12 protein-coding genes are annotated in these 13,595 nt (G+C 51.8%); all 12 read right to left on the bottom strand.

The window, feature by feature from the left end:
• Nucleotides 1-3: 3 nt before the first annotated feature.
• On the bottom strand, nucleotides 4-948 hold the full coding sequence (locus ACFQ3W_RS00355) for an ABC transporter ATP-binding protein (protein ID WP_379316341.1): 945 nt from the start codon (nucleotides 946-948) through the stop codon (nucleotides 4-6).
• A 434-nt stretch (nucleotides 949-1,382) separates the two neighbouring features.
• Complete coding sequence (ilvA, locus tag ACFQ3W_RS00350) at nucleotides 1,383-2,645, bottom strand: threonine ammonia-lyase IlvA (protein ID WP_379315479.1); 1,263 nt, start codon at nucleotides 2,643-2,645, stop codon at nucleotides 1,383-1,385.
• A 209-nt stretch (nucleotides 2,646-2,854) separates the two neighbouring features.
• A complete protein-coding gene (locus ACFQ3W_RS00345) occupies nucleotides 2,855-3,076 on the bottom strand; it encodes a hypothetical protein (RefSeq protein WP_379315477.1) in 222 nt (73 codons plus the stop codon).
• Between the two features lie 118 nt (nucleotides 3,077-3,194).
• Complete coding sequence (purD, locus tag ACFQ3W_RS00340) at nucleotides 3,195-4,460, bottom strand: phosphoribosylamine--glycine ligase (RefSeq protein ID WP_379315475.1); 1,266 nt, start codon at nucleotides 4,458-4,460, stop codon at nucleotides 3,195-3,197.
• Between the two features lie 71 nt (nucleotides 4,461-4,531).
• Complete coding sequence (gene purH, locus ACFQ3W_RS00335) at nucleotides 4,532-6,079, bottom strand: bifunctional phosphoribosylaminoimidazolecarboxamide formyltransferase/IMP cyclohydrolase (RefSeq protein ID WP_379315473.1); 1,548 nt, start codon at nucleotides 6,077-6,079, stop codon at nucleotides 4,532-4,534.
• Nucleotides 6,080-6,204: 125 nt separating this feature from the next.
• The gene (purN, locus tag ACFQ3W_RS00330) at nucleotides 6,205-6,831 is read right to left on the bottom strand and encodes a phosphoribosylglycinamide formyltransferase (RefSeq protein WP_379315471.1); all 627 of its coding nucleotides are present in this window, start codon (nucleotides 6,829-6,831) and stop codon (nucleotides 6,205-6,207) included.
• Entirely contained in the window at nucleotides 6,831-7,874 is a 1,044-nt protein-coding gene (gene purM, locus ACFQ3W_RS00325) for a phosphoribosylformylglycinamidine cyclo-ligase (protein WP_379315469.1), read from the bottom strand. Before purM ends, purN begins: the two co-directional genes overlap by 1 nt.
• Before the next feature lie 107 nt (nucleotides 7,875-7,981).
• Nucleotides 7,982-9,460: an amidophosphoribosyltransferase gene (purF, locus tag ACFQ3W_RS00320; protein ID WP_379315467.1), complete on the bottom strand. Its 1,479-nt coding sequence runs from the start codon at nucleotides 9,458-9,460 to the stop codon at nucleotides 7,982-7,984.
• A complete protein-coding gene (gene purL, locus ACFQ3W_RS00315; protein ID WP_379315465.1) occupies nucleotides 9,445-11,688 on the bottom strand; it encodes a phosphoribosylformylglycinamidine synthase subunit PurL in 2,244 nt (747 codons plus the stop codon). The genes purF and purL overlap by 16 nt, the downstream gene beginning before the upstream one ends.
• Nucleotides 11,666-12,355 carry a phosphoribosylformylglycinamidine synthase subunit PurQ gene (purQ, locus tag ACFQ3W_RS00310; protein ID WP_379315463.1) on the bottom strand — a complete coding sequence of 230 codons (690 nt, stop codon included), beginning with the start codon at nucleotides 12,353-12,355 and terminating at the stop codon, nucleotides 11,666-11,668. The genes purL and purQ overlap by 23 nt, the downstream gene beginning before the upstream one ends.
• Before the next feature lie 3 nt (nucleotides 12,356-12,358).
• On the bottom strand, nucleotides 12,359-12,604 hold the full coding sequence (purS, locus tag ACFQ3W_RS00305) for a phosphoribosylformylglycinamidine synthase subunit PurS (RefSeq protein WP_379315461.1): 246 nt from the start codon (nucleotides 12,602-12,604) through the stop codon (nucleotides 12,359-12,361).
• A gap of 72 nt (nucleotides 12,605-12,676) precedes the next feature.
• The gene (locus ACFQ3W_RS00300) at nucleotides 12,677-13,576 is read right to left on the bottom strand and encodes a phosphoribosylaminoimidazolesuccinocarboxamide synthase (RefSeq protein ID WP_379315459.1); all 900 of its coding nucleotides are present in this window, start codon (nucleotides 13,574-13,576) and stop codon (nucleotides 12,677-12,679) included.
• Nucleotides 13,577-13,595 lie beyond the last annotated feature (19 nt).

Here is a 13,595-nt window from a genome sequence, read left to right as displayed (position 1 = left end):
AAACTACGCAATTTGATTACCTCCCGTCCATTTCAGGAACTCATCCTCAAGAGACTCTTTAATTTCTTCAATGCGGTAAATACCGATGCCTTCAGCGCCGAGTGCCGCTACGATCTGAGGAATTGCTTTGTTGCGGACAGCGACCATGACTTCATTACGTTCAGGAGACAGTCCAAGAATACGTATATCTTCCATTTGTTCTAGCTTGGTTTTGACCAACTCGGCATCGTCGACACGGAACGTCACATTTACTTTTTCCGTCTCCGCTTCGTGGGTTTCCCCTAAAGTGCTCTCCGTCACGAATTTACCTTCCTGAATGACAACGACGCGGTTGCACATTTGCTCCATTTCCGCGAGCAGATGGCTTGAAACGAGAACGGCAATGCCTTCCTCGCTGGCAATACGTTTCAGGTAATCGCGCATTTCGCGGATACCAGCCGGGTCTAGTCCATTCGTGGGTTCATCCAGAATCAGCACCGAAGGATCATGGAGCAAAGCTTGAGCGATGCCGAGCCGCTGACGCATGCCGAGCGAATAAGCCTTCACCCGTTTCTTCATAGCCCCTTCAAGTCCCACCAGCTTCGTAACTTCACGAATCCGTTCTTCAGTGATCCCTGGGGTCATTCGCTGATATTGCTTCAGGTTATCATAGCCGGTCATATACGGATAAAACTCAGGGTTTTCAATAATGCCCCCGATATGGGAAATTGCCTTGGTAAAATTGTGCCGAATGCTTTGTCCCTTCAGGAGTACATCGCCTTCACTCATTTTAATTAACCCAACAATCATGCGGATGGTTGTCGTTTTCCCCGCACCATTCGGTCCAAGGAGACCAACGATCTCTCCACGCCGAATGTCAAAAGACAGCTTCTCGACAATGTTCTTCTTGCCGATCGTTTTCGTCACTTGCTTTACGGACAAAACGACAGGAGCTTCCTGCTCCTTCATCAACTTCTGATCCACTCCACTCACTCCTCTAACTTTTCTCAATGTACCAGTGTCATAGTTAAATAGTACACTAGTTAAATAGTGTTGTAAAGCTGATTTTGATAAAATATTTAGAGTTGTAGGCAATTGCAGGTGATGAATATTGGGGAGGGGAGCCAATCGGTGGAATAAGGGAAAATTATGGCCCTATTTCGGCGAAACAGCCTCTTTCTCAAAAAATAGGGGAACATTTTGGCCTTATTTCACCAAACATCCCAGTAAAATAGCCTTTTTCCTCCATTCATTCGAAAATAGGTACAAAATATTCCCTTATTTACGCGAGAAATCCAAAACGGCGAAGAATAAGACCATTTTTTACCCCTATTATGATCGAGGTGCTTAAACGCAAAAAAACCTCCCCAATAAATTGGAGAAGGCTTTTTAGTCATAGCTTATTATATGAGCAAATTAAACAAATTCAGGTCGCGGTTCAGCTCCGTGTAGGCGATGCCTTTGGAATCCATGCGGCCAATCAGCGCTTCATAATCAGAACGGTCGCTAAGCTCGATACCGACGAGGGCTGGGCCATTTTCTTTGTTATGCTTCTTCGTATATTCAAACCGGGTAATATCGTCATTCGGGCCGAGTACCTCTTCTAAGAATTCGCGGAGTGCTCCGGCGCGCTGTGGGAAGTTGATGAGGAAATAATGCTTCAGCCCTTCATAGATCAAAGAACGCTCCTTCATTTCCTGCATCCGGTCAATGTCGTTGTTGCCACCGCTGATGATGCATACGACGTTCTTGCCGCGAATCTGCTCTTGATACATGTTCAAAGCTGAGACCGGCAGCACCCCCGCTGGTTCTACAACAATGGCGCTGTCGTTGTACATTTCTAGGATCGTCGTACACGCCTTGCCCTCCGGCACCTTGACGATATCGTCGAGAATTTCGGTGCAAATGTCAAAATTGAGCTCGCCGACTCTCTTTACGGCGGCGCCATCAACGAATTTATCGATCGTACCCAGGGTTACTACCTGATTTTCCTTTAAGGCTTCGGTCATCGAAGCCGCGCCGGACGGCTCAACCCCGATAATTTTCGTCTGCGGGCTGACGGTTTTTAAATACGTGCCTACGCCTGATACGAGTCCCCCGCCACCAATCGTTACAAATACATAGTCAGCCGGAACGCTGAGGCTCTCCATGATCTCCATCCCGATCGTTCCATTTCCTGCTACGATTTTAGCATCGTCAAACGGGTGAATGAAGGTCATTCCTCCTTCGCGGCAGGCTTTCATCGCTTCTGCATAGGCATCGTCATACGTATCCCCGATCAGGACAACCTCGACATGTGTACCGCCAAAGCGCTTCACCTGCTTTACCTTCTGATTTGGCGTCGTGCTAGGCATGTATATTTTGCCTTGAATGCCTAAAGCGTTGCACGAAAACGCCACGCCTTGGGCATGGTTTCCAGCGCTGGCGCAAACGATCCCCTTCTCCAGGTCCTCGGGCTGAAGGCTGCGTATTTTGTTGTACGCCCCGCGAATTTTAAACGAACGGACGACCTGCAGGTCCTCCCGCTTTAAATACACGTTACAATCGTATCGCAAGGATAATGTCGTATCCCTCTGTAGCGGGGTTCTTACTACAACCTCTTTGAGCACATGATGCGCTTTGACGATATCTTCCATACCTACCGTTTGTCGTTCAGCCTGATTCATTGGTTTCTCCTCACTTCATTCCATCGCTTTTTCTAATTAAATTACACCTGAAGCCGCCTGGAATACAAGCGGTATGCGCTATTTTGTCAAGATTACTGCCTCCACCTTGCACGCTTCATTTTGTGATAAAAAGAACATGATGTCAAATATAGCGAAGCGCCCCTTTATGTCACACCAACTAAAGGCCGGTGCAAAGAGGGGCGCATGAGTTAATCTTTTTTAGGAATCAAACGTGCATCGGTTTCGCCCTTGGAATTGTTCACTTGAGCGAGCTCGGTTAGTTCCCATTCCATCGTACCGTATACCGGATCAGAAGGGAATTCTTCGCCTTTTCGCAAAAGCTCCTCCCGGCCTAGTTCGTCCCGGAATACACCGTCGACCTCCACCTTTTCACGCGATACCGGCAGCATTCGTTTAATCTTCTCACTCATATTGATGGCGCCTCCCGTAACCGGATAATTAGGAATGACATCCCATTACCTCTTAATATGCGCCATGCTGGCTTGAATTATCCTTGGAGGGTAACCGTATGCTCGTGGAAAGAACGAGTTAGACTAACGCCTTGGCAGCGATATCGGTACGGCAGTGTTTTCCCTCGAAAGTGACCCCTTCGGCGATTTGGTAGGCTTTGTCCCGGGCGGATGCAATATCCGGCCCCATGCCAACGACGCCAAGCACGCGTCCGCCGTTCGTGACCCATTCGCCGGCTTCATTTCTTGCCGTTCCGGCGTGGAAGATGAGCTGGTCCTTGGATTGATCCAAGCCGTGAATCGTCAAACCTTTCGGATAGGAAGCCGGGTATCCGCCGGAAGCGAGCACGACGCAAACCGCTGCCTCATCGCTCCACTCGATCTCAACTTGATCCAAAGTTCCGTTCACAGCAGCTAAGAAAATTTCGAGCAAATCGCTTTTGAGACGTGGCAAAACGACCTGGGTCTCCGGATCACCGAACCGAGCATTAAACTCAATCGTCTTCGGCTTGTTGTCCGGCGTAATCATCAGCCCGGCAAATAGAATGCCGCGGAACGGACGACCTTCGGCCACCATCGCCTTTGCGGTCGGCTTGATGATCGTTTCAATCGCTTCCGCAATGATGCTGTTCGCGATATGCGGCAGCGGAGAGTACGTCCCCATGCCTCCGGTGTTGGGTCCTTTATCGCCATCGTACACCTGTTTATGGTCTTGAGCGGCGGCCATCGGGCGAACAACTTCCCCATCCACGAAAGCGAGAATCGACATTTCCTGTCCTTCCATGAATTCCTCAATGACGACCTGGCTCCCGGAATCGCCAAAGACTTTGCTCACCATAATATCCTTGAGTGCGGATTCCGCCTGCTCACGGCTGAAAGCCACAGTTACGCCTTTTCCTGCGGCAAGTCCATCGGCCTTGATCACTACGGGGATCGGTTGAGTATGCAGGTAGGCCAGGGCCTCATCATAGTTGTCGAACTTCTCATAAGCCGCTGTCGGAATGTTATATTTTTTCAGCAAATCCTTCATAAACGTCTTGCTGCCTTCAATATGGGCCGCGTTCTTTCGAGGTCCGAATACGGGAATGTTCTCCGCTTCAAAAGCGTCCACAATGCCTTCCGCCAGCGGATCGTCAGGACCGATCACGACAAGCCCTACCTGCTTGTCCTGAGCGAACGCCACCAGTTTGTCGAATTCATGAACCTGGATCGGAACAAGCGTTGCAATTTGCCCGATGCCGGCGTTCCCCGGCGCACAGTAAATCGTGTCCGCCGTGGGACTCTTTGCAAGGCTCCAACAGATCGCATGCTCGCGGCCGCCGCCGCCAACCACCAAAATATCCATACGTCTCCTCCTCATGCCGATTGTTAGCAAAAACGGCAGGCCGCCGCAGCGGTCTGCCGTCATCACGCGGCTTAATGTTTGAAATGACGAACTCCGGTGAATACCATCGCTATGCCGTACTCATTCGCGACTTTGATCGATTCCTCATCCCGAACCGAACCGCCCGGTTGGATCACAGCGGTAATGCCCGCTTTGGCCGCCTCCTCCAAGGTATCGCCCATCGGGAAAAACGCATCGGACGCGAGCACGCTGCCCTTAGCTTTTTCACCCGCTTGCTCAATAGCGATTTTGGCTGAGCCAACGCGATTCATTTGTCCAGCGCCTACGCCGATCGTCATATCATCTTTAGCCAGCACGATCGCATTGGATTTCACGTGCTTAACGACTTTCCAGCTAAACATTAGCTGCTTCAATTCTTCTTCCGTAGGCTTGCGGTCGGAAACGACCTTCAGGTCCGATTCCTTCAACGCATGCACATCGCTCTCCTGAACAAGCATACCGCCGTCCACCGAGGTAACCATAAATTGGCTTTTGCGGTTTTCTCCAAGCTCCAAGCCGCCAAGCTTCAGGAGACGGATGTTTTTCTTCTTCGTCAGGATTTCCAGAGCTTCATCCGTAAAGCCCGGCGCCAAAATAATTTCAAGGAAAATTTCCTTCAGCTGCATCGCCGTATCCGCATCAATGATCCGGTTTGCTGCGATGATACCACCGAAAATCGACACCGGATCGGATTCATACGCTTTCCGGTAAGCCTCGTAGACACTGGTACCGATCCCTACGCCGCAAGGGTTCATGTGCTTAACCGCTACGACAGCCGGCTCGGTAAATTCTTTAACAATTTGCAATGCCGCATTAGCGTCATTGATATTGTTATAAGACAATTCCTTGCCGTGCAGCTGCTCGGCATTCGTTAATGTGTCAGCCGCAGCCAACGGCTTGCGGTAAAACGCCGCCTTCTGGTGCGGATTTTCGCCGTAACGAAGATCCTGGATTTTCTCGTAAGTTACTGTATAACGCTCCGGCAGCGGATCGCCGGTCACGTGGGATAAATAGTCGGAAATCAAGGCATCGTAAGCCGCCGTATGGCGGAAAACTTTGGCCGCAAGCCGTTTACGCGTGTCCAGTGTTGTGTCCCCGTCTGCACGAATTTCATCCAGCACCGTGCTGTAGTCATCCGCATCAACAACGACGCTGACAAACGCATGGTTTTTGGCTGCTGAGCGGAGCATGGTTGGTCCGCCGATATCTATATTTTCGATGGCGTCCTCATACGCTACGTCTGGCTTCGCAATCGTCTCTTGGAACGGATATAGATTCACGACTACCAGGTCGATATAATCAAGCCCCAGCTCTTTCATTTGTGCCTGATGCTCCGCACTGTCGCGTACAGCTAACAATCCGCTGTGCACAGCCGGATGCAGCGTCTTCACGCGTCCGTCCAAAATTTCCGGGAACCCGGTTACCTCGGAAATACCGATCACCGGCACTCCCTCCTTCGACAGCAGGTTTTTCGTCCCCCCTGTCGAAATGATTTCTACGCCTAATTGCGCCAGCTCGCGGCAAAAATCCACGATCCCTTTTTTATCCGACACGCTCACGAGCGCTCTTTTGATACTCACGATCGGCTCCTCCTTTATTTTGGCGAATAATGACCCCGATATTTCTCGGGAAATATCGAAACCCCTGCGGCTTCATAAAAACAAAGTTCAAAGGTTGCTGCTAACCATAGTAATTGATATCAGTTCTAGGCTTCCGGCTTAGACAAAATCCTCACTTTTCTACCTTCTACATGGACAAGATCATGGGCGAACCAGGATACCACCTTAGGATATAGATCTCGTTCGGCCGCATGAATTTTCTCCTCGACCGACTCGATAATGTCACCTTCCGTGATCTCCACCGCCGCCTGAGCGACAATCGCTCCCGTATCCATCCCACCGTCTACCAGATGTACAGTAGCACCGGTTACTTTGACCCCATATTCCCAAGCCTGGCCTATCGCATTTTTTCCCGGAAAGGCTGGAAGCAGCGAAGGATGGATATTGATCATTCGTCCGGCATAGGGTTCAACCAGAACCGAAGTCAACAAGCGCATGTAGCCGGCCAGCACAATCAAATCGATCTGCTGTTTGTTAAGCTCGGCAGTGATTTCTTGCTCGTAATCCTCGCGGCGCCCATAAGCTTTAGGGTCAAACAGAAAACATTCAACCCCGGCCTTTCGGGCTCGTTCAACGACAGGAGCCTGAGGCTTGTCGCAAACAAGCAGCACAATGTCGGCCCCAAGCCACCCTGCCTTTGAAGCGTCCACCAAGGTTTGAAAATTGCTGCCCTGTCCGGAAGCAAACACGGCAACACGATACGGCTTCGCCATTACACTTCCGCTCCTGTGAACGTCACGACCTTGCTTCCTTCAGTTACTTTACCGATTGTAAATGGACTTTCTCCTGCTGCACGAAGAGCTGTAAGCGCGGCCTCAGCCTGCTCCTTTGCGACGATGATGACGAGGCCAATCCCCATGTTGAACGTTGTAAACATATCGCGCAGGCTCACATTGCCTTTTTGTTGCATCAGCGTGAAAATCGGCAATATCGGCCAGGACCCGTATTCGATATCTACGTTGACACCGTCCGGCAAAACGCGCGGGATGTTCTCGATGAAACCGCCGCCCGTGATGTGGGCCATGCCCTTTACATCCACCTTTTCGAGAAGCGAAAGAACCGGCTTAACATAGAGCTTCGTTGGCGTTAACAGCACATCACCAAGTGCCTCGCCACCGAGCTCAGGAAGCTGATCCTGCAGGCTGTAACCTTCCTGTTCAAGCAAAAGCTTGCGCACAAGGGAAAAGCCATTGCTATGCACGCCGCTGGAAGCGAGGCCGATCACCGTATCCCCGGGAGCAATCGAGCTTCCGTTTACGATTTTCTTCTTATCGACAACGCCAACGGTGAACCCGGCGATGTCGTACTCCCCTTCGGCGTACATCCCCGGCATTTCCGCAGTTTCGCCGCCGATTAGGGCACAGCCGGACTGACTGCAGCCTTCGGCAATCCCGGCGACAATCGCTTCGATTTTGGCCGGAATGACTTTGTCACAAGCAAGGTAGTCGAGAAAGAACAAAGGCTCCGCCCCTTGAACGACCACATCGTTTACGCACATGGCTACCGCGTCGATGCCGATCGTATCATGCTTATCCATCGCAAAAGCAATTTTCAGCTTCGTGCCGACTCCATCCGTCCCGGAGACGAGAACGGGTTCTTCATATTTGTCTTTGTTCAAGCCGAACAAGGCGCCGAAGCCGCCCAAATCCGTCATGACTTCCGGACGAAACGTCCGTTTGACGTGTTTTTTCATCCGCTCTACCGCTTCATTTCCGGCTGCGATATCCACACCGGCGTTCTTGTATGCTTCTGACACGAAAGGGACACACTCCTTAGGTTTATTTAAGCCTCACAATCAAACACATTTAAAATCTAGCCTTTTTCATTTATCCCATGAAATATCTCTCATGTAGTCACACCAATCTAGCACGTGCAGCCGAATTTCTCCTCCCCGTCAAAATCTGTACGGGTTGGATAGTCATTGTCGAAGCAGGCCATACACAGGCCGCCCTTGTAATCCTTGGCATTGTCACCGCCTACAGCCTGAATCAAGCCTTCCGGGCTCAAAAACTGCAAGGAGTCCGCATGGATCTCCTGGCGAATTTCTTCGACCGTTTTCGAGGAAGCGATGAGCTCTCCGCGATCCGGCGTGTCGATACCGTAGAAGCAAGGGTTTTGGAATGGCGGAGAGGTAATCCGCACATGAACCTCCGTCGCTCCGGCTTCACGAAGCAGGTTGACGATCCGCCGTGAGGTTGTTCCCCGGACGATAGAGTCATCGATCATGACGACGCGTTTACCTTCTACCACCCGGCGCACCGCGCTCAGCTTCATTTTGACCCCTTGCTCGCGCAGCTCCTGACTCGGCTGGATGAACGTCCGGCCGGTATATTTGTTCTTAATAAGGCCGAGCTCATAAGGGATACCCGTCTGCTCGGCGTAACCGATAGCGGCGGAGATGCTGGAGTCGGGGACACCGGTGACAACGTCCGCATCAACGAAAGACTCCTGCGCCATGACCTGGCCCATGCGTTTACGGCTTGCGTGTAAATTCGAACCGTTCAGGTCACTGTCCGGGCGGGCGAAATAGATATACTCCATAGCACATAGCGCCTTCCGCTGAGGTTCGGCATATCGCTCCTCGCGGAGCCCGTTCTCATCAAGCACTAGAAGCTCGCCAGGCTGGATGTCACGAATCGTCTCTGCGCCGATCACCTCAAATGCACAAGTCTCGGAGGAGAACAAGTATGCATCACCTAGCCGCCCCATCGTCAGTGGTCGCAGCCCGTTCGGATCGCTGGCTACCAGAAGTTTGTCGTTGGTAAGCAGCAGAAACGCAAAGCCCCCGATAAGCTGACTCAGCGCATCCTTGGCCGCTTCGACAAAATCCTTCGGCGAGCGAGCGATCAGATGAGCAATTACCTCAGTGTCGCTCGTTGTCTGAAAAATCGAACCACTGCGCTCCAGCTCGCGGCGAATTTTCGGAGCGTTAACGATATTCCCGTTCGTTGCCACCGCCAAATCGCCATCGCGATATTTAAAGATAAGCGGCTGGGCATTCGTCAAGCGGCTGTCGCCGCTGGTGGAGTAACGAACATGACCGATTGAACGGTCGCCCACCAGCGAACCCAGCTTGTCGCGGTCAAACACTTCTTTGACCAAACCCATTCCGCGATGAAAATTAAATTCCTTACCGTCTGTTACACAAATGCCGGCGCTCTCTTCCCCACGATGCTGGAGGGCATGCAGGCCGTAATAAGATAGTGAAGCTGCTTCCGAATGACCGAAAACGCCAAATACCCCGCATTCCTCTCTTAATGTATCGAAAGGATCGTCATGTACCGCGCCTTCGTTATAATGGGCCCCTGTCCACAACGCTTTCGGCATTACTGCATCAGACATGGAATGACATCCTCCCAGACGCGTTTCAATTGCTCAACCGCCTTCTTCACAGCAGGTGTTCCATTCACGGAAACTGCAAGCTCCTGACCGCCTACCCGTCCGATTTGATGAACAGGCACGCCGTGCGAGACGATGAATTCCGCAAGCTCTTCCGCTTTCTCAGGAGTCGCCGACAGCAAAATCCGGGATTGCGATTCACTGAACAGCGCTAAGTCCGGACGAAGCTCTGTAGTTAAGTCTACGTTGGCGCCAAGCCCGCCGCTGATGCAGGATTCTGCCAAAGCAACGGCAAGGCCCCCTTCGGACAAATCGTGCGCGGAGCGAACGAGACCATTTTGAATGGCCGCAAGTACAGCGTTCAACAAACGTTTCTCGACCGCCAAATCCAGCTTCGGTGGACGACCTTCCGTAACGCCGTGCACGACAGCTTGGACTTCACTTCCTCCAAGCTCCGCATACGTATCACCGAGCAGGAGGATCACATCTCCTTCGGACTTGAAGCCTTGGGTCGTAATATGGTCCGTATCATGAACGAGACCGACCATACCTACCACCGGCGTCGGGTAAATCGCCCCTTTGGCGTTTTCGTTGTACAAGCTGACATTACCGCCGATCACCGGCGTATTCAGCTCGCGGCAAGCTTCCGCCATGCCGTCAACCGCACGTTCCATCTGCCAGAAAATATCCGGCTTTTCCGGACTGCCGAAGTTCAGGTTATCCGTAATCGCCAGCGGCTCAGCGCCAGAGCATACGATGTTGCGAGCTGCTTCGCTTACAGCAATGCGTCCGCCTACTTCCGGATCGAGATATACAAACCGTCCGTTGCAATCCGTCGTCATGGCGAGCGCCTTGCGTGTACCATCCACCGTAACGACAGCTGCATCCGATCCCGGACGAACGGCAGTGCTGGTGCGAACCATGAAGTCGTATTGATTGTAAACCCAAGCTTTGCTGGAAACCGAAGGCGAAGACAGCACTTGCTCTAACGCTCCGCCCAGATCGGTAATCTCTTCATATCGTAAAGTATCGACGTTGGCATTTTGTTCATAATAATCAGGCACTGTAGAAGGCTTGCTGTAAATCGGACACTCGTCCACGAGCGCCGTCACTGGCATATCACCAACCAGTTCCCCGTGATGGAACAGCTTCAGACGACCGTCGTCCGTCACCTTACCGACCTTGGCGCAAATCACACCCCAGCGCTCAAAAATTTCGAGAGCCTGCGCTTCATCCTTCGGCTCAACCACGAACAGCATCCGTTCCTGAGATTCCGACAGCATCATTTCGTAAGCTGTCATTCCTTCTTCCCGCTGAGGAACCTGATCAAGATACAGCTCCAGACCATTTCCAGCCTTACTTGCCATCTCGGAGCTGGAACAGGTCAGACCCGCCGCACCCATATCCTGAATGCCAAGCACAATGCCGGTATCGATCAGCTCGAGGCATGCTTCCATGACCAGCTTCTCCATAAATGGATCGCCAACCTGAACCGCTGTACGTTTTGCTTCGGATTCCTCCGTCAATTCCTCCGACGCAAACGTCGCACCGTGGATACCGTCACGCCCTGTAGGTGGTCCTACGTAGAATACCGGGTTGCCGACGCCTTTAGCGACGCCGCGCTGGATTTTATCATGATCGATCAGCCCCACGCACATCGCGTTGACAAGCGGATTACCGTCATAGCTGTCATCAAACACGACTTCGCCGCCGACAGTCGGAATCCCGATGCAGTTCCCGTAACCGGCGATCCCGGCAACGACATGCTCGAACAAATATTTCACGCGCTCGCTCTCGAGTTTACCGAAACGCAAGGAATTCAGCGAGGCGATCGGTCTTGCTCCCATGGAGAAAATGTCCCGGATAATCCCGCCGACCCCTGTTGCAGCACCTTGATATGGCTCGAGAGCCGATGGGTGGTTATGGCTTTCAATTTTGAAAACAACTGCTTGATTGTCGCCGATATCAACGATCCCGGCGCCTTCGCCCGGTCCCATCAGAACCCGCGGGCCGCTCGTCGGAAAACGCCGCAGCAGCGGCTTCGAATTTTTATAAGCACAGTGCTCGGACCACATGACGCTGAACACACCGATTTCCGTATAGTTCGGCTTACGGCCGAGAAAACCACAAATCAGCTCATATTCGCTATCCGAAACGCCCATCTGTTTGTAAACTTTCTGCTCTGCAATTTGTTCTGCAGTCGGTTCTTTAGCGGACACCTGCTGACTCATGCCGATCCCTCCAAGCCTTTAATATGGATGTAAACATTTTTTTGCCATCTTCCGAGCCAAGTAAGCTGTTTACCGCCCGCTCCGGGTGCGGCATCATGCCGACCACGTTGCCGCGTTCGTTGGAAATCCCCGCAATGTCGTCTACCGAACCATTTGGATTGTTAACATAGCGGAATATGATTTGCCCATTTTGCTGCAGCTTGGCCAAAGTTGCGTCATCACAGTAATAATTTCCTTCCCCGTGAGCGATCGGAATTGTTATTTCCTCTCCGGCCGCATATTGGGAAGTGAACGGATTATCGTTATTCTCGACCCGCAGCAGCGTGTCGTGACAGCGGAATTTCAGAGACATATTACGGCGGAGCGTTCCCGGCAATAATCCAGCCTCGGTTAATATCTGGAACCCGTTGCAGATACCAAGAATGTATTTGCCTTCCTCGGCCGCTTTGGCGACCTCAGCCATAACTGGAGCAAACCGCGAAATAGCGCCACAACGCAGATAGTCACCGTAGGAAAAGCCGCCGGGCACGATGATGCAATCATAAGCCGAAAGGTCGGTAGCGGTATGCCATACGTAATCGACGGTTTCCCCTAACGTGTGCTCCACTGCTTTGTAGCAGTCGATATCACAGTTGGAACCGGGAAATACGAGTACTGCGAATTTCATCAGTTAGCCCTCCAATTCAAAGCGGTAATCTTCAACAACCGTATTAGCCAAAAGCTTCTCGCACATCGCTTTAACTCGGGCTTCTGCCTCGAACCGGTCATTCGTGTCGAGCTGCAGCTCCATGTATTTGCCGATCCGTAAGCTTTCTACTTCCCGGAAGCCCATGGAATGCAACGCTCCTTGTACGGCAACCCCTTGCGGATCAAGTACGCTTTGCTTGATGGTGACATAAACGCTCGCTTTAATCATATTCCTCGTGTTCCCCCTAGTTATGGTTTGGGCGGCTGTAGCCGCTTGAAGCATCTATTCAAAAAAGTGATTTTAGCTTAGTTCCTGCCCGGTCAGCCGGCGGTAAATTTCCCGATAACGACGGGTCGTTTCCTCGACTACATGCGCTGGCAGCGGATCAGGCTGACTGTTCTTATCCCAATCGGAGCCCGATAAATAGGTACGAACCGGTTCCTTGTCCATGCTGTCGATCTCGATATCGAGCGCATAGTTTTCTTTGGCCCAAAACCGCGACGCATCCGGTGTAAAAATTTCATCAATCAAAATCAGCTTGCCGTCCACAAGTCCAAATTCCAGCTTGCAGTCGGCGAGGATGATACCGCGTTCTTCACAGTAATCACGGGCAAAAGCATACATTTCCAGGCTGCGGCTGCGCAGCCGCTCTGCCAAATCTAGGCCAACCTTCTCCGCCATAGCCTCAAAGGAAATGTCCTCGTCATGGCCTACATCGTTTTTAGCCGCTGGCGTAAAGATCGGCTCCGGCAGCTTGGTATTTTTGCGCAATCCACTCGGCAGCTTAATCCCGTTGATTTCCCCAGTTCGTTCGTACTGCCGCCATCCGCCGCCGGTGACGTACCCGCGCACCACGCATTCAATGTCGATGCGCTCCGCTTTGCGAGTCACCATGATGCGATTCTTTAACGTTGCTTCGTGCTCCTTGCGGATCGCATCCCCGAGCCGCGTAACATCGCTGTGCACGACGTGATTTTCCATCAGGCCCTTCGTTTGCTCGAACCAGAATGCGCTCAGTCGATTGAGAACATTGCCCTTATCGGGTACCGCAGGTTCAAGTACGTAATCGAATGCAGAAATACGGTCGGTCACAACGATTAAATAATGCTCCCCAAGGTCATATAGTTCCCGAACCTTGCCTTTGTAAAGCAGCGGGGCGTTCACGAGCTCCGTCGCCGTGGAAATTGCCTGTGATGACATGTTCGCTGTCCTCCTCTAG

The sequence above is a fragment of the Paenibacillus puldeungensis genome (assembly GCF_042678945.1).
Classification (GTDB): domain Bacteria; phylum Bacillota; class Bacilli; order Paenibacillales; family Paenibacillaceae; genus Fontibacillus; species Fontibacillus puldeungensis.
Note: the sequence above shows the minus strand (reverse complement) of the source record. Positions and strands in the feature narration are given on the sequence as shown.